Annotated in this window: 21 protein-coding genes; 1 reads left to right on the top strand and 20 read right to left on the bottom strand. The window is 46.8% G+C overall.

The features are described 5' to 3' along the window. Positions 1–49: 49 nt before the first annotated feature. The 6 genes from trmFO to MJB10_RS11240 all read right to left on the bottom strand — a co-directional run bounded on the left by trmFO (position 50) and on the right by MJB10_RS11240 (position 7,456). Positions 50–1,366, bottom strand: coding sequence for an FADH(2)-oxidizing methylenetetrahydrofolate--tRNA-(uracil(54)-C(5))-methyltransferase TrmFO (gene trmFO / locus MJB10_RS11265; protein ID WP_314804862.1), 1,317 nt, complete (start codon positions 1,364–1,366; stop codon positions 50–52). Between the two features lie 20 nt (positions 1,367–1,386). After that, a complete protein-coding gene (topA, locus tag MJB10_RS11260; protein ID WP_314804861.1) occupies positions 1,387–3,486 on the bottom strand; it encodes a type I DNA topoisomerase in 2,100 nt (699 codons plus the stop codon). 70 nt (positions 3,487–3,556) lie between these two features. Continuing rightward, positions 3,557–4,648 (bottom strand): DNA-processing protein DprA, encoded by a 1,092-nt coding sequence (gene dprA, locus MJB10_RS11255; protein ID WP_314804859.1) that lies wholly within the window; start codon positions 4,646–4,648, stop codon positions 3,557–3,559. A gap of 116 nt (positions 4,649–4,764) precedes the next feature. Then, complete coding sequence (gene sucD, locus MJB10_RS11250) at positions 4,765–5,697, bottom strand: succinate--CoA ligase subunit alpha (RefSeq protein ID WP_314804857.1); 933 nt, start codon at positions 5,695–5,697, stop codon at positions 4,765–4,767. 50 nt (positions 5,698–5,747) lie between these two features. Continuing rightward, entirely contained in the window at positions 5,748–6,908 is a 1,161-nt protein-coding gene (sucC, locus tag MJB10_RS11245; RefSeq protein ID WP_314804856.1) for an ADP-forming succinate--CoA ligase subunit beta, read from the bottom strand. A 356-nt stretch (positions 6,909–7,264) separates the two neighbouring features. Next, positions 7,265–7,456, bottom strand: a complete 192-nt coding sequence (locus MJB10_RS11240) for a hypothetical protein (protein ID WP_314804854.1) — start codon at positions 7,454–7,456, stop codon at positions 7,265–7,267. 190 nt (positions 7,457–7,646) lie between these two features. On the opposite strand from MJB10_RS11240, the gene MJB10_RS11235 reads away from it, so the two are divergent. Beyond that, positions 7,647–9,212, top strand: a complete 1,566-nt coding sequence (locus tag MJB10_RS11235) for a YifB family Mg chelatase-like AAA ATPase (protein WP_314804852.1) — start codon at positions 7,647–7,649, stop codon at positions 9,210–9,212. A 137-nt stretch (positions 9,213–9,349) separates the two neighbouring features. Here the strand turns inward: MJB10_RS11235 and MJB10_RS11230 are convergent, their stop codons facing one another. The 14 genes from MJB10_RS11230 to ftsY all read right to left on the bottom strand — a co-directional run bounded on the left by MJB10_RS11230 (position 9,350) and on the right by ftsY (position 19,546). Next, positions 9,350–9,727, bottom strand: a complete 378-nt coding sequence (locus MJB10_RS11230; protein ID WP_314804850.1) for a YraN family protein — start codon at positions 9,725–9,727, stop codon at positions 9,350–9,352. Next, positions 9,727–10,041: an EscU/YscU/HrcU family type III secretion system export apparatus switch protein gene (locus MJB10_RS11225; protein ID WP_314804849.1), complete on the bottom strand. Its 315-nt coding sequence runs from the start codon at positions 10,039–10,041 to the stop codon at positions 9,727–9,729. Before MJB10_RS11225 ends, MJB10_RS11230 begins: the two co-directional genes overlap by 1 nt. Then, positions 10,038–11,867, bottom strand: coding sequence for a hypothetical protein (locus tag MJB10_RS11220; protein ID WP_314804847.1), 1,830 nt, complete (start codon positions 11,865–11,867; stop codon positions 10,038–10,040). Before MJB10_RS11220 ends, MJB10_RS11225 begins: the two co-directional genes overlap by 4 nt. Positions 11,868–11,932: 65 nt before the next feature. Next, a complete protein-coding gene (locus tag MJB10_RS11215) occupies positions 11,933–12,580 on the bottom strand; it encodes a ribonuclease HII (RefSeq protein ID WP_314804845.1) in 648 nt (215 codons plus the stop codon). A gap of 128 nt (positions 12,581–12,708) precedes the next feature. Continuing rightward, entirely contained in the window at positions 12,709–13,572 is an 864-nt protein-coding gene (gene ylqF, locus MJB10_RS11210; RefSeq protein ID WP_314804843.1) for a ribosome biogenesis GTPase YlqF, read from the bottom strand. 11 nt (positions 13,573–13,583) lie between these two features. Beyond that, positions 13,584–14,195, bottom strand: coding sequence for a signal peptidase I (lepB, locus tag MJB10_RS11205; RefSeq protein WP_397386597.1), 612 nt, complete (start codon positions 14,193–14,195; stop codon positions 13,584–13,586). Between the two features lie 91 nt (positions 14,196–14,286). Beyond that, positions 14,287–14,628 carry a 50S ribosomal protein L19 gene (gene rplS, locus MJB10_RS11200; protein WP_028558249.1) on the bottom strand — a complete coding sequence of 114 codons (342 nt, stop codon included), beginning with the start codon at positions 14,626–14,628 and terminating at the stop codon, positions 14,287–14,289. A 162-nt stretch (positions 14,629–14,790) separates the two neighbouring features. Next, entirely contained in the window at positions 14,791–15,567 is a 777-nt protein-coding gene (gene trmD / locus MJB10_RS11195) for a tRNA (guanosine(37)-N1)-methyltransferase TrmD (protein WP_314804840.1), read from the bottom strand. Further along, on the bottom strand, positions 15,564–16,079 hold the full coding sequence (gene rimM / locus MJB10_RS11190) for a ribosome maturation factor RimM (protein ID WP_314804838.1): 516 nt from the start codon (positions 16,077–16,079) through the stop codon (positions 15,564–15,566). Before rimM ends, trmD begins: the two co-directional genes overlap by 4 nt. 90 nt (positions 16,080–16,169) lie before the next feature. Continuing rightward, complete coding sequence (locus MJB10_RS11185; RefSeq protein WP_028558246.1) at positions 16,170–16,400, bottom strand: KH domain-containing protein; 231 nt, start codon at positions 16,398–16,400, stop codon at positions 16,170–16,172. 26 nt (positions 16,401–16,426) lie between these two features. Further along, positions 16,427–16,699: a 30S ribosomal protein S16 gene (gene rpsP / locus MJB10_RS11180; RefSeq protein WP_314804835.1), complete on the bottom strand. Its 273-nt coding sequence runs from the start codon at positions 16,697–16,699 to the stop codon at positions 16,427–16,429. A 34-nt stretch (positions 16,700–16,733) separates the two neighbouring features. Beyond that, positions 16,734–18,092, bottom strand: a complete 1,359-nt coding sequence (ffh, locus tag MJB10_RS11175; RefSeq protein ID WP_314804833.1) for a signal recognition particle protein — start codon at positions 18,090–18,092, stop codon at positions 16,734–16,736. Positions 18,093–18,121: 29 nt separating this feature from the next. Beyond that, positions 18,122–18,475: a putative DNA-binding protein gene (locus MJB10_RS11170; RefSeq protein ID WP_314804831.1), complete on the bottom strand. Its 354-nt coding sequence runs from the start codon at positions 18,473–18,475 to the stop codon at positions 18,122–18,124. Between the two features lie 81 nt (positions 18,476–18,556). Further along, the gene (ftsY, locus tag MJB10_RS11165) at positions 18,557–19,546 is read right to left on the bottom strand and encodes a signal recognition particle-docking protein FtsY (protein WP_314804829.1); all 990 of its coding nucleotides are present in this window, start codon (positions 19,544–19,546) and stop codon (positions 18,557–18,559) included. Positions 19,547–19,576 lie beyond the last annotated feature (30 nt).

Raw genomic sequence — 19,576 nt, 5'->3', positions numbered from 1 at the left:
ATGCTACAAAACATAATTATAGTAACATAGGGAATCATCTCATGACAACTTATTCGGAAACTGTTTTCACAAAATTCTGAATATGATCAATGGCGCGATTAGCCAGCTTTTCATACTTTTCTTTTTTATTGCGAATACGCTCTGGCAAAGCTGGCAGCAGTCCAAAGTTGGCATTCATCGGTTGAAAATGCTTGAAATCAGCCGTAGTGATGTATTGCGCCATACTTCCTAACGTCGTTTCAGCAGGTACAACTACTGGCTCCTGGCCTTTGGCCATCCGTCCTGCATTAAGCCCTGCGATCAAGCCCGAAGCAGCAGATTCTACATAACCCTCTACTCCTGTCATTTGCCCTGCGAAAAATAAATTCTCGCGACGTTTATATTGATACGTTGGCTCTAACAACTTAGGTGAGTTGATAAACGTGTTGCGGTGCATGACACCATAACGAACAAACTCAGCTTGCTCCAAACCAGGAATTAGCTGAAGGACCCGCTTCTGCTCGCCCCATTTCAGATGTGTTTGAAAGCCTACAAGATTATACAGCGTACCTGCTGCATTATCTTGACGAAGTTGAACGACGGCATGCGGCATTTTGCCTGTATGCGGGTTAATGAGGCCAACAGGCTTCATCGGCCCGAAAAGAACTGTCTGTTTCCCTCGCTTCGCCATTACTTCTAGCGGCATGCATCCCTCGAAGTAGATCTCTTTCTCGAATTCCTTCAACTCAGCAACCTCTGCCGTAATTAGAGCTTCATAGAAAACATTAAACTCTTCCTCCGTCATTGGGCAGTTGAGGTAAGCTGCTTCGCCCTTGTCATAGCGTGAAGCCAGGTACACCTTGTTCATGTCAATGGAATCTTTCTCTACAATCGGCGCCGCCGCGTCATAGAAGTAAAGATACTCCTCTCCCATTAACGCTTTAAGTTCAGCCGCCAAATCTGGCGATGTCAGCGGACCTGTGGCCACCACAACAATACCCTCTGGCAGCGTTTGAATTTCTTCATTACGCACCTCAATTAATGGGTGGTTACGTAACGTATCCGTTACCGCTTGTGAAAAACCGTCACGATCGACGGCCAATGCGCCACCTGCAGGCACTGCATGCTTGTCAGCACAGGAAAGAATGAGAGAATCCATCCGTCTCATCTCTTCTTTCAAGACACCTACTGCATTGGTGAGGCCATTTGACCGTAGTGAGTTACTGCAGACAAGCTCCGCGAACTTATCCGTAATGTGCGCGGGAGTTTTACGTTTATTACGCATTTCATATAAGGTAACAGGTACGCCTTGGCGGGCGATTTGCCAAGCAGCTTCACTGCCTGCCAATCCTGCGCCGATGACTGTTACTTGTTGATTCTCTGGCAAAATCAGACACCTCTAATCTTTCATTCATCTGCGTGATCGGAATCTTCTTGCGCTTCTTCCTTATGATCACATTGTGTACATTGAATGGTTACACCATTCTTGGTTCGTTTCTCAATCATCAACGAGCTGCAGGCAGGACATGGCTTGTTAACTGGTTTATCCCAGGAAACAAAGTCACATGTTGGATATTGGTCACATCCGTAGAAGACACGGCCTTTTTTGCTTCTACGCTCAACGATTTTGCCTGCATGACAAGTCGGGCATGTCACACCGACATCTTTCACGATCGGCTTCGTATTGCGGCAATCCGGGAATCCAGAGCATGCCAGGAACTTGCCGAATCGTCCCATTTTATAAACAAGATGCTTGCCGCACTTCTCACAGAGCTCATCCGACACTTCATCTTGGATTTCAATTTCCTTCATTTCTTCTTCCGCGAATTCAAGTCGCTTCTCAAAAGAGGTGTAGAACGTATCCAAGACGCGGACCCAATCCTCTTTCCCCTCTTCAACAAAGTCTAACTCTTCCTCCATATGAGCCGTAAACTCGATATCGAGAATTTCCGGGAAAAATTCTTGCATAAGCTGGATGACAAGCTCTCCAAGCTCCGTCGGAACGAACTTCTTCTCTTCAATCGCCACGTAGCCACGCTTCTGAATCGTTTCCAGCGTTGGTGCATACGTACTTGGGCGTCCAATACCCATTTCCTCAAGTGCGCGAACTAAGCGGGCTTCTGTGTACCTCGGAGGCGGTTGTGTAAAGTGCTGTTTCGGCTCAATGGTTTGTTTTTGCAACGAATCGCCTTTGGATAGAGGAGGCAATAACTTATCCTCTTCCGTGGTGCCATCATCATTGCTTTCCACGTACACCTTCATGAACCCGGCAAACTTCATTTTCGAACCATTCGCTCTAAAAATCGTTTCCCCTGCACTTAGATCAATCGTCATCGTATCTAAAATCGCTGAAGCCATTTGACTCGCAATAAAGCGATCCCAAATGAGCTTGTACAAGCGCAACTGATCTCTGCTCAGGAATTCCTTCATTTGATCGGGTTCACGAAGTACAGACGTTGGCCTGATCCCTTCATGCGCATCTTGTGCATTCGCGTTTTTCTTCAAATATTGACGAGGCGTTTCTGGGTAGAAACTCGGGCCATATTTGGTCAAAATGAACTCTCTCGCTTCATCTTGGGCGACTGGAGAAATACGCGTTGAATCCGTACGCATATAGGTAATTAACCCGACGGTTCCTTCTTTACCTAAATCGATTCCTTCATATAATTGTTGTGCGACAGACATTGTCTTGGAAGCACGGAAATTAAGCTTTCTCGCAGCTTCCTGCTGCAGGGAGCTTGTAATGAAAGGCGGAGAAGGATTACGCTGACGCTCTTTCTCCTTTACTTCTTTCACAACGAAGGCATCGTTCCCCATCGCAGCTAGGATCATATCAACATCCGCTTGCGAGTGCAGTTCCTTCTTCTCACCGTTATGACTATGATATTTGGCTTCGAAGACGGTTTTACCAGCATCAAGAACGGCCGTGATGGACCAGTACTCTTCAGGCTCAAATGCTTTAATTTCATTCTCACGATCTTGAATGAGTTTCACAGCAACGGATTGGACTCGTCCTGCGGATAGCCCCTTCTTCACCTTTTTCCAAAGCAAAGGAGAGATCTTGTAACCAACAAGTCGATCTAAGATACGTCTGGCCTGCTGCGCATTCACCAAATCTTGATTAATGCGTCGCGGTGTTTTGAAAGCGTCCTTCACGGCTTCTTTCGTAATCTCGTTAAATACGACACGGCATAGTTCATCTGGACCCACATCCAAATAATGTGCCAAATGCCAAGCGATCGCTTCACCTTCACGATCCGGATCCGCTGCCAGATAGACTTTCTTCACTTTTTTGCTGGCATCCTTTAGTTCTTTAAGAATAGAACCTTTACCGCGAATTGTTATGTATTTAGGCTCAAAATTACGATCGACTTCTACGCCAATTTGGCTTTTCGGAAGGTCGCGAATATGACCCATCGAGGCTTTTACGATAAACTTACTGCCTAAATATTTGCCGATGGTTTTGGCTTTTGCTGGTGACTCAACAATGACTAAAGAATCTGCCATGGTTCGTCCTTCCTCCCCTCTTAGTTTCAAGGTAAAGTTACTTGGCGAGAAGCAAAACTTCGTGATTAGCCTAAGCTCGAATGTAAGTTGAACCCGGAAGCTGTTTAATCGCCTTTTTCAATACCAAAGATAACAGAACTGCATGCAAATGTCCAAACGTAAATTGTGTGTCTTCTAATAAAGTGTCAATCGAAATCGGTGTCTCCGACACCATTCGAACTATTTCGACTTCGTCATTGGATAGACTTAAAGACGTTTCTAGCTTGATTTCCTCATTTATTTTAACCTTAGGATGAATGTGTTTATATTCTTCGACAATTTCTTCAACCCGTGTAACTAATTTCGCGCCATCCTTCAAAAGCTTGTGAACGCCGCTGCTTTGCCTCGAATGGATCGGTCCTGGAACCGCGAACACATCTCGTGATGCATCAACCGCAAACTCAACCGTGATCAGAGAGCCACTATCCTCGGCCGCCTCCACAACCATTACGCCTAACGACAAACCAGCAATAATTCGATTCCGCTGCGGAAACATGCCTGGCCTCATCCCCGTACCGATCGGGTATTCCGAGATAATCGCACCACCTTGCTCAATTTGGCGATATAGCAGGGCATTCTCACGTGGATAAATCGTATTAATGGCGCAGCCAAGAACAGCTACCGTTTTCCCGCTTCCTTGAAGTGCACCAATATGTGCTTTACTATCAATTCCACGTGCAAGTCCACTCACAATGCTAAATCCAGACCGCGAGAGCGAAGCGCCCCACTCTTCAGCAATTCGCTTTCCATATAAGGTAGGCGTTCGTGTGCCTACAATTCCGAGATGTGGACGCAATAACTGCTTTACATCACCTTTTACATACAAAACCCATGGCGGTTGAGCAATTTCTTGGAGCTGCGCTGGGTAATCCTCGTCTAAACGAGTAACAATCTGGATCGCTTGCCTATGATACATCTCTAACTTTTGTTCAACAAAAAATGGCGTCAAGTACTGCGCAATCCCCTCAGCAACAGCAGTCCTGATTCCGCTTGCGATCATTTCATCGACAGAAAGCTGCAGTAACACACTTGGTTCGGGGAATCGACGCAATAGCCCATCAATCGTTTTCCAGCCAACCCCTTCCAATTCATGCAAACCAATTAAACAATGTCGATTATCCATTAGTATATACACTCCTTTCATGAATGACAAATTTATGCATCATTTCGAAAAAAGAAAAAACCTCCCAAATCCCTATTCAGGGAGATGGAAGGTTGCTTACCTTCGTGAAACGAAGACTATTTTTTTGTAATAACTTTGTCTAGCATGCCTTTTTCTTCAAGTACGCTAACAAGTGTTGAACCCATTTCGGATGGTGTAGCCGCTACGCGGATTCCACATCTTTCCATTGTTGCAACTTTCTCTGCTGCTGTACCTTTACCTCCGGAAATGATGGCACCTGCGTGGCCCATACGTTTGCCTGGAGGGGCTGTTTTACCGCCGATGAAGCCAACAACTGGTTTCGTCATGTTTGCCGCAACCCACTCTGCTGCTTCTTCTTCAGCCGTACCGCCGATTTCACCGATCATGATAACTGCGTACGTATCTGGATCTTCGTTAAAACGTTTCAGGATATCGATAAACTCGGATCCTTTAACTGGGTCCCCACCGATACCAACTGCGGAGGATTGTCCAATCCCGCGCGTCGTCAATTGGTGAACAGCCTCGTAAGTCAATGTCCCAGAACGGGAAACAACGCCTACGTGACCTGGTGTATGGATGTAACCTGGCATGATACCGATTTTGCACTCGCCTGGTGTGATAACGCCTGGGCAGTTAGGTCCGATTAGAACGGTATTTTTGCCTTCAAGGTAGCGTTTCACGCGAACCATATCAAGTACCGGAATACCTTCTGTGATACAGATAACAAGCTCAAGCTCAGCTTCGATTGCTTCAATAATCGATTCAGCTGCGAATGCTGGAGGAACATAAATAACAGATGCTGTTGCACCCGTTGCTTTTTTCGCTTCAACAACCGTGTTGAAAACTGGCAGCTTCACTAGTTCGCCGTTTTCCAAAGTGATATCTACTGTCGTACCGCCTTTACCAGGAGTTACGCCACCCACCATTTGTGTGCCGTAGTCCAAGCCGCCTTTGGTATGAAACAAACCCGTAGCGCCGGTAATCCCTTGAGTAATGACTTTTGTATGTTTATTGACCAAAATACTCATGATCGATTGTTCACATCCCCTATATGATTCTAAACCGCGCGGGTTTAGTTTTATTTAACTAGTGCAACAATTTTTTGTGCGCCATCCGCCATGGAATCAGCAGCAACAATGTTCAAGCCAGATTCGTTAAGAAGCTTTTTACCTAGCTCAACGTTCGTACCTTCAAGACGAACAACAAGCGGACGGGAAAGTCCTAGCTCTCTAGCAGCAGCGATAACGCCCTCAGCGATAACGTCACAACGCATGATACCGCCGAAAATGTTAACGAAAATCCCTTTCACTTGCTCGTCGGAAAGGATGATTTTGAAAGCTTCCGTAACTTTCTCTTTCGTAGCACCGCCCCCTACGTCTAGGAAGTTAGCAGGGTCTCCGCCGTAGTGCTTGATAATGTCCATAGTGGCCATAGCAAGTCCAGCGCCGTTAACCATACAACCGATGTTGCCATCAAGTGCGATATAGCTAAGGTCATATTTGGAAGCTTCGATTTCTTTTGCATCTTCTTCTTCAAGGTCACGAAGCTCAACGATATCTTTGTGACGGAAAAGAGCGTTGGAATCGAAGTTTAATTTCGCATCAAGCGCCATAACGTCGCCAGAGCCCGTTACAACTAGTGGGTTGATTTCAGCGATCGAGCAATCTTTTTCAACAAAAGCTTTATAAAGAGCAAGCATGAACTTCACTGCTTTGTTCACAAGCTCATTCGGAATATTGATGGAGTGTGCAAGACGACGTGCTTGGAAAGATTGAAGACCAATCGCTGGATCAACGACTTCTTTGAAAATTTTCTCAGGAGAGTGCTCAGCTACTTCTTCAATTTCTGTTCCGCCTTCTTCAGAAGCCATCAGAACAACGCTGCCTGTTGCGCGGTCAACAACAACACCAACGTAGTACTCTTTCTTAATGTCACAGCCCTCTTCGATCAAAAGGCGTTTCACTTCTTTACCTTCTGGACCAGTTTGGTGAGTGACAAGCACTTTACCTAGTATTTCGCTAGCATATGTACGCACTTCATCAAGGTTTTTAGCTACCTTAACGCCGCCTGCTTTACCGCGACCTCCGGCATGAATTTGCGCTTTTACAACAACGACGGACGTTCCGAGTGCTTTCGCAGCTTCAACAGCCTCGTCTACGGTAAATGCAACCTTTCCGTTAGGAACGCTGACTCCGTACTGTCTCAGGACTTCTTTGCCTTGGTACTCATGGATATTCATTTCCTAAAATCCTCCTATCAGTATGGACTTTCTATACGTGCTATACAAGGAAAAGTGTAATTTCCAATTGACGTTGTGCACGAGAATATATCTTGCTACCGGAATTAGTATCACACTTCTTCGCAAGCCCTAACCATTGTATCACATTATTTTCGACAGTTTCTTTATTTTTTTCATGAAGTCATTCAAACTTTCCTTTCACTGTGAAAAACTTTAGCTATCACCTTAGCTTAAAAATAAAAAACGTATTTTCTAAATTATAGAAAAATACGTCGTTTAGGTAACTTATCTAGGAATACGAAGTTGGTGTACTATCCATCCGCGGCTCACGCTCTGCTTGCTTAATAAACCGCATTTCATTGCCTGTAAAGTTGCAAATTAGGCATTGTATCGTCGGTTTCAGGCTCAGGGACCACATTGGGATCATGAAATTCCATAAAATGACCTGAATGCGCATCCTTCATAAAGGATTGTGCATAGCTTGTAATTACGTTGAATTTAATTCGATTCGAACGGCAGTTCGGACAAAAATATGGCTTTTCCTGCATATCATCACCTCATCTTCCAGTATGCGCATGTCACAGATTTTTAAAACCTGCCTATATAACGTACCGTTTGCTTAAAATAACGATTTAGGCGTATAATAACCATATATTGGATTAATAAGGAAGCACCTTTTATCCGTAGAGAGCTCAGTTCGCTAGAACTGCAATCCTAAGGAGAAGAAGGTGTTTTTCTGTGTACGGTAAAGTATTGAGCGCATGTTTACAAGGTATTGAAGGTCAGCCCATCGAGGTTGAGGTTGATATATCGAGCGGTTTGCCGCAAATTAATCTAGTCGGCCTACCTGACTCGGCCATTCGTGAATCCGTGGAAAGAGTTCGCTCCTCGATCAAAAATTGTGGTTACACATTCCCCATGGATAGGATTACGGTGAATTTAGCTCCAGCAGATTTGCGCAAGGAAGGCTCCTCCTTCGATCTTGCCATTGCGGTGGGCATTTTGGTCACAACAGGCCAGATCCATATGAACGGTTACGCGAACACGTTATTTCTCGGCGAACTCGCTTTGGATGGGTCCCTTCGGCCTGTTCCCGGCGTTCTTTCTATGGTCCATGCTGCTAAAAAAAGAGGGATTACACGTGTATGTCTAGCAGCTGTCAATGCGCCGGAGGCAGCTCTAATCGCAGATACAGAGGTATGTGTGATCCGGAATTTATCTGATTTCAAAAATTGGAATCAGGGAGCCTACCCTAATGCGATTTTCCATGCTCGGGAGCAACTCGGTGATGACTTGTTTGAAAATGAGCTGGCTACATCTCCGTACATAGAAGACTACGCGGATGTAAACGGTCAGCATCAAGTAAAGCGTGCCATGATGATTGCAGCTGCTGGCATGCACAACTTAATTCTCCTTGGACCGCCTGGAACTGGAAAAACCATGCTCATCAAGCGTTTGCCCACGATTCTCCCACCGATGACCGACCGGGAAGCGCTAGAAGTGACGAAAATTTATAGTGTATCGGGTAAGCTGACTGATCGGTCCACCTTAATGCGCTCGAGATCATTTCGCGCTCCACATCATTCAATTTCGTCTGCTGGACTCATTGGGGGTGGGAGCATCCCGAAACCTGGCGAAGTGAGTCTATCGCATCGAGGTATTCTTTTCCTAGATGAACTCCCTGAATTTTCGAGAAATGCACTAGAGGTACTGAGACAACCGTTAGAAGATCGGCAAGTCATGATCGCTCGGGCCAGAGCTGTCTATACCTTTCCAGCACATTTCATTTTAGCTGCAGCGATGAATCCCTGTCCTTGCGGTTACTATGGCGCCGAGACAGAGACGAACGCCTGTACATGCAGCCCTGCCAAGATTCTCCATTATCGGTCCAAAATTTCAGGCCCGCTTCTCGATCGCATCGATCTCCATATTGAAGTGCCCAAACCAAGCTACACTCAACTAAAAGATACGACTTCGAATCTATCCTCCGCCGAGATGCGTCATCAGGTTATGCAGGCTCATCATCGACAGATGCGCAGATATGCTGGCACAGATATTCAACATAATAATGAATTGAATGGCAGACTGATGAGAGAGATGTGCCGATTAACACCTGATGGTGATCAACTGTTGCGTGCATCTTTTGAAGCACTGGGTCTTAGCGCACGGGCGCATGATCGCATTCTAAGACTAGCCAGGACAATTGCGGATTTGGATGGAAGTGATCCTATTCTTCCTGCACATTTGGCAGAAGCAATTCAATATCGGAAATTGGATAAGAATCAGCGCGTTGAGGAAATGTGAGCGGGGAATTACAACGGAATGACAGAAGCGGTAAGATAGATGCCTGAAGACAAATGCAAAGACAGATGCGGAAGACAAATGCAAAGACAGATGCGGAAGACAATAAGAGCCTTTTGAACCTATCACGTTGTGACGGTTTAAAAGGCTCCTTGAATATGAACAATCTTCGGTTCTTGCTGACCATCGCCAAGCTCAACTGTTATGACATCGAATTGTACAGAAATGCCATACTTCTGATAACGATGCATATACACTTGCGCAATTTCTCGCACTTTCATTTGCTTACGGTAATCGACTGACTCAATCGCCGTCCCGAATCGGCATGATGGCCGCCGTGTACGTACCTCAACGAAAATGAGCTTGTGATCCATTTCGGCAATAATGTCAACCTCGCCCGAACGACAACGCCAATTGCGCGCAACAATGCGATAATGGTGATCAATTAAATAGGATTCAGCCAGATCCTCTCCGCGCTTCCCCACTATTTTTCTATCATCTTTGCGTTGTTCACCCATTACACGTGCCTCGTCGGTTTCATTCGCTGATCAGAGCGATAAATGAAACTCAAGATTTCCGCTACCAACTGGTAAAGCTCCGGCGGAATTTCTTGATCAAGATCCAGCTTAGAAAGCACCTCAACCAACGATTTATCCTCTTGAATGGGGATGCCGTTTTCCTTCGCTTTCTGTAAAATCGTTTCCGCTAGATGACCCTTGCCTTTGGCGATCAAAGTCGGGGCCTTCTGTAATTCTGGTGAATATCGCAATGCGACAGCTTTCTTCAGCGGGGTTGCCTCGGCAATCTCGTTGTTTTTCTTCAGAGGACTCATGCGCGAAAATCAACCCCTCGATATGTTTTCGGCTGATACAATTCTCTCAGATCTAGACGACCTTCCAGTGAAAATGATTTCCCAGCATCATCATTACCCATCTGAACCTCGGAAGGCTTCGGATACGACGATACCTTTAAGGAAATAAATTGATAGCCTACGGCATTCATCGCGGCTGCAATTTCATCTTTGGATGACTCCATGAGTGCTGCCAATGCAGGGTGATCATTATGGACGTTAAGCGAAACAATTTTGTTCACTACTTGCACGTCTAGTAAGGTATTTCCCATCATTTTCATTTGTAGATCAAACAATAATCTACAATTGTTCGCATCCACTTCCCCGCGGCTCCCTTTGCGGGACTGGATGTGGATCGCGGCAGTTTGCTGACCCGATTGATTTAAAAAGGGAACGAATAATGTCATTTGTGTAAACATCGCATTTTTGTCATTCGTCAACATCAACTGTTGACCTGTGATTTGCCCGATGGCTTGCTGCGCAGCTTCCTTAAGCGGTGCTGGGGCGTCATCGGAAGCCGTTAACTGTAAGAGCAGACTTTTTAGGTTATCGCCTACTGGCTTTTCACCTTCCGCTGCTGGTTGATCCACAGTGTTAGCTAAAAATGACATCACATCGTCCGCTGATGACGGGCCGATTTTTGCTGTGCCTGCGGCAGGTCCCTCGCTCAGCTTACTGGCTAAGTGCGATTCATGCTCGACACCGACGGCTTTGAGCATTCGGCTGATCCAGTTAGGCGCTGGAGCAGCTTCTTGCGGAGGCGCTGCATGCTGCGCCTCTCCGGTTGGTTGAGCCCCTTCGTGCTTCGCAGGGGGCTTTAGTGCTGGCGAACCCGCTTGCAGCGGTTCGCCTTGGGGGGCAGGCTCAGCGCTGCGCGCCTGAGCCTGCTGAGCGGCCACCGGCTGCGCAGCCGGCGCGGGGGCCTCGCCCGCTGCTGCGCTAGCGGCGGGCGCGGTGCTGGCAGCGGCCGCAGGCACGCTGCCCTGCGGCTGAGGCGGCGCAGCCTCAGCCCTAGCGCCACCGCCAGCCTGCGGAGCAGCTGGCGCAGCCTTGGCCGCGGCGCTCGGCGCTGGCGCCGCCGCGGGCTTTTCCGCGGAGCCCTGCGCAGCAGGCTCCGCAACAACAACAGCAGCTGCGGCGGAAGCCCGCAGCTCTCTCAATAACGACACAACCTGCTTGGCGGTATCCGCCGCAGGGTGTGTCGGGTCTTGCTCGAGCAGCGCGGCAGCCTGCTGCTCCAGCTGCTCCAACACCTGCCCCGCAGGCGGGCCTTGTGTGACCTGCTTGACCGCGTCCACCGTTGCCTTGGTGAGCGGCAGCCCTTTTTTACTCACCAATACGACAGCTTGCAGCCACTCCTCTTTGTCCACACCCTGCGGAATGTCCCGCATGACAGTTTCGAAAGCTTTCACATTATCTTTGGTAACGGGAACGCCTTCCTGCTGCATTTTTTGTACCATTTGACGGGTGGTTACGGAATCTTTCACTTCAAAAGCGTTAAGAAGCTCGCCAAGCGAGTCATCTGTAATTTGCACATCCGAAGCCGCAAGCGGTTTAAGCATGATTTGCCCGCGGCCTGACTCAGGCTGCACCTGCAGCATCGTGACATCCCCTTGTTTCAAAGGCGTCTCCAGTTTCGCACGCACCTGGGTGCCCCCAATATTTAAAAGTGCTTCCTGATCACTCAATAATTGAAGCACGACACCTTTTACAATTTGTCCAACTTTTAACTCAAGCACTTTGGGCTCAGACGCTGTTAAATCGCCTACCAGGCTTCGAATTAGTCCGCTAATATTCACTCCGCTCACCTCAAATTGAAATGCTTCTATGTATGTTATCGGCCAATGCGCACCATTTCGTTACATGTGCAGGGCTATATCCAGTCAAATACAAGTTGTTCGTTCTCATGCACAATCGCTTGCTCGTCCAATTGAGCCATAATCTTACGTATAAATAATTTCCGATGTAACGGTGTCGGACCATAACGCAACAGCATCTCTCTATGATGTTTGGTCGCATACCCTTTATGTACACTAATTCCGTACTCTGGATATTGCTCGTCCCATTGCAAACACATCCGATCCCTTGTGACCTTGGCAATAATCGAAGCCGCAGCAATGGACTGACTTAACGCATCTCCATGAATAATGGCAGCTTGCGGCAAATCTAGCGCTACATTTTCTGCATCCACCAGCAAAAAGTCAGGTTTAACCTGCAACTGCTGGGCGGCTATCTTCATGGCAAGTCTTGAGGCCTGCTTGATATTTAATGCTTCAATCTCATCTACACTGACAATCCCAATACCAATCGAGATCGCTTCTTCCCTAATTTGATCAAACAGCAAATCACGTTTCTTCTCCGTCAACTTTTTAGAATCATTGACACCTTCAAGAACATGCCCCTTCGGAAGAATGACGGCCGCTGCCACAACGTCTCCAAATAAACACCCTCGCCCTACCTCATCAATTCCAGCAACGCTGCAAAATCCTTGTTCCCATAAATCTTTCTCATAATCCAGCATGAACTACGCCCCTTTTCCATGCCTTCATTATATAAGATCGGCGCTTCGTCAAGCCACACCCATTTTTCTCCTGAGAAAAAAGAAAAGAACCTAAGGAGTCACTTCTCCCCAGGTTCTTCCTGTCCAGTTTAAAATGGCTTTTCTAACGAGATACGTCCCATTTTCCCTGCTCTTAAATCACGAATAATGATTAGGGAGGTTTTGTCTAAATCAACTTTACCTCCACTTACAATGCACCCGCGCTTGCGCCCGATGGCCTCCATGACCTTCACCATTTCTTGAATATTATCCATATCGTCTGGCAGGTCTTGAACGCCAAAACGTTCCTGAATCCCTGCTCCATAATGCTGGACCATATATTTAATGACAAAGAGAGCAATTTCATCCAAATGTAAAAGCTCTTCCTTAATCGCACCCGTGGCTGCCAAACGCATACCGACCATCTGGTCCTCGAACTTCGGCCATAAGATTCCCGGTGTATCTAGCAGGTCCATTTCGGTGCCAACCTTAATCCACTGTTGCCCCTTGGTAACCCCAGGTTTATCGCCAGTGGCAGCAATCTTCTTGCCTGCAAGTTGGTTGATTAGCGTAGATTTCCCGACATTCGGAATCCCGACGATGAGCGCTCTGATCGCGCGAGGATTAATCCCTTTGCGCAGCATAGCTTCAATCTTATGCGCCCATAGTTGTTTCACGCGCGGCAAGATTTCCTTCACGTTCGTACCTGTCGCAGCGTCAATCGGAAACGCGGGCAAGCCTTGATCGGCAAAATATTGCACCCACTCTGCTGTAGCTTTCGGATCGGCAAGATCGTTCTTGTTCAGCAATACGAGCCGCGGCTTACCTTTCAAAATCTCATCAACCATCGGGTTTCGGCTGGAAAGCGGGATGCGGGCATCTAGGAGCTCAATCACGACATCAATCAGTTTAAGCTTATCCTCAATCTGCCTGCGAGCCTTGGTCATATGACCAGGAAACCATTGAATGGTCATGTCTCTTCACCTCAAAAATGTATGAACCTAATTTTGTTTACCGGCCAGAAAATTACTTCGGCGCGGCCTACGATTTTATTGTAAGGCACAAAGCCAACACTTTTCGTTCGGCTGTCCTTGGAATTCGGACGGTTGTCCCCCATTGCGAAAAGCTCGCCTTCCGGCACCTTCGTTTCAGGGAAATCCAATAACGTATTATACGGATGACCTTCTTTTACCGCTTGATCAATGGCGTCTTGAATATAATTCTCATGCATTTCTTCGCCATTAATAAAAACTTTATCTCCCGTGACTTTCACAGTCTCACCAGGAAGTGCGATTACACGCTTGATATAATCTTTGCCTTCAGGCGCATGGAAAACGATGACTTCACCGCGCTTCGGATCACGAATATCGTACACAATTTTGTTAACAATCAATCGCTCGCCCGTGAAGAAATTAGGATGCATGGAATCCCCGTCCACGATAAAAGGCGAGAATAGAAACCAACGAATCACAATAACAAGTACACCTGCGATAATTAACGCTTTAATCCATTCCCACGTTTCCTTCTTCACCTGTGTGCCCTTCGATTCCGTTGCACTCATTGGCGGATTGGGCTGAATTTGATCATTATGTTCCATCACTGACGGCCTCACTTCCAGTTTTGGTGTTATCGTTATTATGTACAGAAAAATGAAAAGGAGACTTGACTGAACAAGCCCCCCATTTTTACTATCGAATTTCTTTGATTCTTGCAGCTTTACCGCGAAGACCACGCAGATAATAAAGTTTCGCACGACGAACTTTACCACGGCGAGCCACTTCAATCTTGTCAATCTTCGGAGAATGGAATGGGAAAGTTCTTTCCACACCCACACCGTAAGAAATTTTACGAACTGTAAACGTTTCGCTGATTCCACCGCCGTGGCGTTTGATAACAACACCTTCGAACAGCTGAATACGCTCACGAGTACCCTCGATAACTTTTACGTGTACTTTAAGTGTGTCTCCTGGACGGAAATTAGGAATATCCGTACGGAGTTGCTCTTTCGTAATCTCTTGAATAAGATTCATAGTTGACTCCCTCCTTCCACACAGGTGTTCATTCCGCTAATAGTTAGTATATCTAAGTTGTTATGCGTAGAGGACCACCAGACTCGAACTGTTGAAAAAATCACAACAGAATATATGATATCACAGTCCATTCGAAAATTCAATAGAGAAGTTAGTAAGGAGTTATTTCTCTTGAACTGTACTTTCTTCCTGTCTCATCTTCTGCCACTCGTCTACCCATTTCTTCTCTTCCTTGGACAAGACGCGATCCTTAAGCAAATCAGGACGCCGCTCCAACGTACGGATCACCGACTCCTTTAAGCGCCACTTTTTCACATTTTCGTGATGGCCCGATAGGAGCATTTCTGGAACTTCCCACTCTCTAAACTTGGCTGGCCTCGTATAGTGAGGGTATTCTAACAGCCCTGTTGAGAAGGAATCCGTCACAGCGGACATCTCATTCCCAAGCACACCAGGCAAGAGCCTTACTACGCTGTCTATAATGACCATGGCTGGGATTTCTCCACCAGTCAGTACGTAATCACCAACGGAAAGCTCATCTGTCACCAAATGCTGTCTTATACGCTCATCATAGCCCTCATAATGGCCGCAAATAAAGACCAAATGCTGCTCGCCCGCCAACTCCTCGGCTTTCTTCTGCGTGAAAGTTTCACCTTGCGGACACAGCAGAATAACACGCGGCTTTGCCGGCGCCCCTTCTGGCGTTGTGTACGTAGGCAAATCTTCAACCGCACCGAAAATCGGCTCTGGCTTCAGCACCATACCTCCACCACCGCCGTAAGGATAATCATCGACCGTATTATGTTTATTCGTGGAATAGATCCTGAAGTTAACGGTATTGAGTGACACGATTTCCTTATCACGAGCTTTCCCCAAAATGCTGGAGGAGAATACCCCCTCGAACATTTCAGGGAACAAGGTTAATACATCAATTCTCATTCCATTAACCCTTCCATCAGATGAATCCGTATCGACTTGTTAGCAACATCGACATCAAGAATGACGTCGTCAATGACAGGAAGCAAGAGTTGTTTCCCTTTTGGGAGACCAACCACCCAAACATCATTTGCACCTGGGGTCAATACTTCTGTGACAAGTCCTAATTCTTGCCCCTCATCTGTAATCACCTTACAGCCGATGATTTCATGATAATAGTATTCTCCCTCCTCAAGCGGCTGTTGATGCTTCGCTTCAATTTTCACAAGGGAGCCTTTGAATTTCTCCACATCATTGATATTGGAAAATTGGTCAAATTGAACAATAAACAGGTTTTTATGTAATCGGGACGTCTTGATCGTCACCGGCGTTTGCTTATTTTGAGCGTCCACAATCAATAATGAACTGCCTTTGTCGAACCGTTCTGGGAAATCCGTTTCTGGCACAATCTTCATCTCACCACGAATACCATGTGTATTCGCTACTTTACCCACTGTAACTAGTTTCTCTGTCATAACTACGCAACCCGACCTCCACTATAAGATACCTTCATGCCTTCCTCACGATACAAGAAAAAGGCTAGGAATGAATCCTAACCTCCTTCATTATGAAACGATTTCAACGGCCACCCGTTTCGTTTCTTTCACAGCTGCCGACGTAACGACCGTGCGGAGCGATTTCGCAATCTTGCCTTGCTTGCCAATCACTTTCCCGACATCGTCGGGATGAACAGACAGCCTGTACTCGATCTTGTCCTCTTTCTCCACCACAGCGACACGTACCTCTTCCGGATGATCGACAAGAGCCTTAGCAATAACGGTGATAAGATCCTTCATGAACCCACCCTCCGAAAGATAACAGATTACTTCTGTAATTTCAGCTCGTGAAACTTAGTCATCAAACCTGCTTTGGAGAACAGGCTGCGAACTGTATCGGACGGTTGAGCGCCAGTTTGAAGCCATTTAAGCGCTTTTTCCTCATCAAGAACTACAGCTGCTGGTTCAGTGATTGGGTTATAAGTCCCGATTTCTTCGATAAAACGACCATCACGCGGGGAACGGGAATCCGAAACCACCACACGGTAGAAAGGAGCTTTATGAGCGCCTACACGTTTAAGACGAATACGTACTGCCATTGAAAATTCACCTCCTACATAGAATTCATATTAGTTAAAAAGGAAATTTAAATCCTTTGCCCAGCTTCTTCATTCCTTTGGCACCCTTAGGTCCCATCATGCCTGAGAATTGCTTCATCATCTTGCGCATATCATCAAATTGCTTGATGAAGCGGTTGACTTCTTGCACTGTATTCCCGCTTCCTGCTGCGATCCGTTTGCGACGGCCCGCATTGAGCAGTTCAGGTTTACGTTTCTCTTCGGTTGTCATCGACTTCACGATCGCTTCAACGCGAGCCATCTGTTTCTCGTCGACCTTCATGTCTTTCATGCCTTTGATCTTATTCGCACCAGGCAGCATATCTAGAATTTGGTCAAGCGGACCCATCTTCTTCACTTGCTCCATCTGCTCAATGAAATCCTCGAAAGTGAATTCGGCGTTGCGCATCTTGCGCTCCATCTCTTTCGCCTTATCCATGTCGATTCCCGCTTGCGCTTTCTCAATCAGCGTAAGCATATCACCCATGCCGAGAATTCTTGAGGCCATACGATCAGGGAAGAATGGCTCAAGTGCATCCATTTTCTCGCCGCTGGCTACGAACTTAATTGGACAACCCGTTACAGCTTTAACTGATAACGCCGCACCACCGCGAGTATCCCCATCTAGTTTGGTTAAGACCACGCCAGATAATTCAAGCTGCTGATGGAAGCTTTCCGCAACATTGACCGCATCTTGTCCCGTCATCGCATCGACAACTAACAAAATCTCATCTGGGCTCGTTGCAGCCCGTACGTTCTTGAGCTCGTCCATAAGATTCTCATCAATGTGCAGGCGACCTGCCGTATCGATGATCACATAATCATTGCCGTTATCTTTGGCGTGTTGTAGACCCGCCTTCGCAATCTCAACAGGGTTGACTCCATCTCCCAGTGAAAAAACAGGTACCTTCAACTGCTCGCCAAGCACTTGCAATTGCTTGATCGCCGCGGGGCGATAAATATCACACGCGACAAGAAGCGGTCTGTGATTTTGTTTCAGCAACATTTTAGCTAATTTACCTGAGGTTGTTGTCTTACCAGCCCCTTGTAAACCCGCCATCATAATGACCGTCGGCGGTCGATTAGAGCGAGCCAGCTTGCTTTGCGTTCCGCCCATAAGCGCTGTCAGCTCTTTGTTCACGATATCAATGACGACCATGCCTGGCGTGAAAGATTTCAGGACTTCTTGCCCGATCGCTTGCTCTTTCACTTTGGCAATAAAGTCCTTGACGACTTTAAAGTTAACGTCCGCTTCAAGCAGCGCCAATCGTACTTCGCGAAGCGCTTCGCCCACATCTTCTTCCGTCAGCTTACCTTTGCTTCTCAGCTTGCCGAACACATTCTGCAATCGGTTTGCTAATCCTTCAAATGCCATGCGCTTCACCTCCTGCTTCTGAACTGCGGTTAATCAATCCCTACTATTGTATCAAAAAGCTCAGTCACTTTCCTCTTCAGCTCAGGCTCGCTGTCTTGCAAGCAGGCAGCCAAATCTTGACGCAGCTTCATGCGTTGTTCATGTTTATGTAGCAGCTGTAACTTACTCTCATATTCCTGCAGTGTTAGTTCCGCACGCTTAATATGCTCGTAAACCGCTTGGCGGCTTATGGTAAAGTTCTCTGCAATTTCCCCAAGGGAGTAATCATCATGGAAATACAATTCTAGGAACGTTCGCTGCTTATCGGTCAACAAGGGTTGATAGAAATCAAACAGCAAATTAATGCGATTCGTTTTCTCCAAATTCGGATCGACAGTTGTCATCATCTACCTCCGTAAAGGTTGCACACTTGACAGCAGCACAACAGAACCTATCATACTGAATTCCATGACGATTGTCAAGCATTATACCTTGTCACTTTGTTCGCCTATCCATTTGCCGAAAAGCGCATGAACAAACTGTTCCGAGTCGAACGCCTGCAAGTCATCCATTTTCTCACCAAGGCCTACAAATTTAACCGGCAGCGACAGCTCCTGACGGATCGCCACAACGATCCCGCCCTTTGCCGTTCCATCCAGTTTGGATAAGACTAACCCTGTAAGTCCTGTTTTATCGCCAAAAAGCTTCGCCTGACTGAGCGCGTTTTGCCCTGTCGTTGCATCTAGTACCAAGATAACCTCATGAGGAGCGTCTGGGACTTCCCTTTGAATAACACGGTAAATCTTATTCAACTCTTCCATCAGGTTCACTTTATTTTGTAATCGGCCTGCTGTGTCGCATAAAAGGATGTCCACTCCGCGCGTCTTTGCTGCTTGTACCGCATCGAACATCACCGCGGCAGGATCCGCGCCGGATTGTTGCTTAATGACATCAACCCCAACGCGCTCTCCCCACGTTTCCAACTGCTCAATGGCGCCGGCACGGAATGTATCGCCAGCTGCCATGAGTACCTTTTTACCCTGTGACTTGAACATGTGGGCCATTTTGCCGATCGTCGTCGTCTTGCCGACACCGTTAACACCCACGAAGAGAATGACAGAAAGACCGTTCGGATTCAGGTTGAGACCTGCATCCGCATCCCCTTTCAGCAATTCAATCAATTTCTCGGACAGGATTGGCTGCAGTTCAGCAGGATCTTCGATCTTCCGTTTTTTCACTTCTGCGCGAAGTCCGTCAATCAGCTTCAGAACGGTATTCACGCCTACGTCTGCGCCAATCAGAATTTCTTCCAGCTCTTCGTAGAAATCTTCATCTATTTTTTTACGGCGGGAGAACAAATCGTCCACACGGTCCACGAACGCATCGCGCGTTTTCGTTAAACCTTCTTTGAACTTATTCGTTACTGCCTCTGCTTTACCAGAAATACTTTCTTTCAACCGTTTAAAAAAACTCATATTGCCTCCTAGTTACTTACCTTATTTCGC

The sequence above is a fragment of the Paenibacillus sp. MBLB1832 genome (assembly GCF_032271945.1).
Taxonomy (GTDB): Bacteria; Bacillota; Bacilli; order Paenibacillales; family NBRC-103111; genus Paenibacillus_E; species Paenibacillus_E roseopurpureus.
The sequence above is the reverse complement of the archived record's forward strand: the minus strand, read 5'-3'. Positions and strand labels throughout refer to the sequence as shown.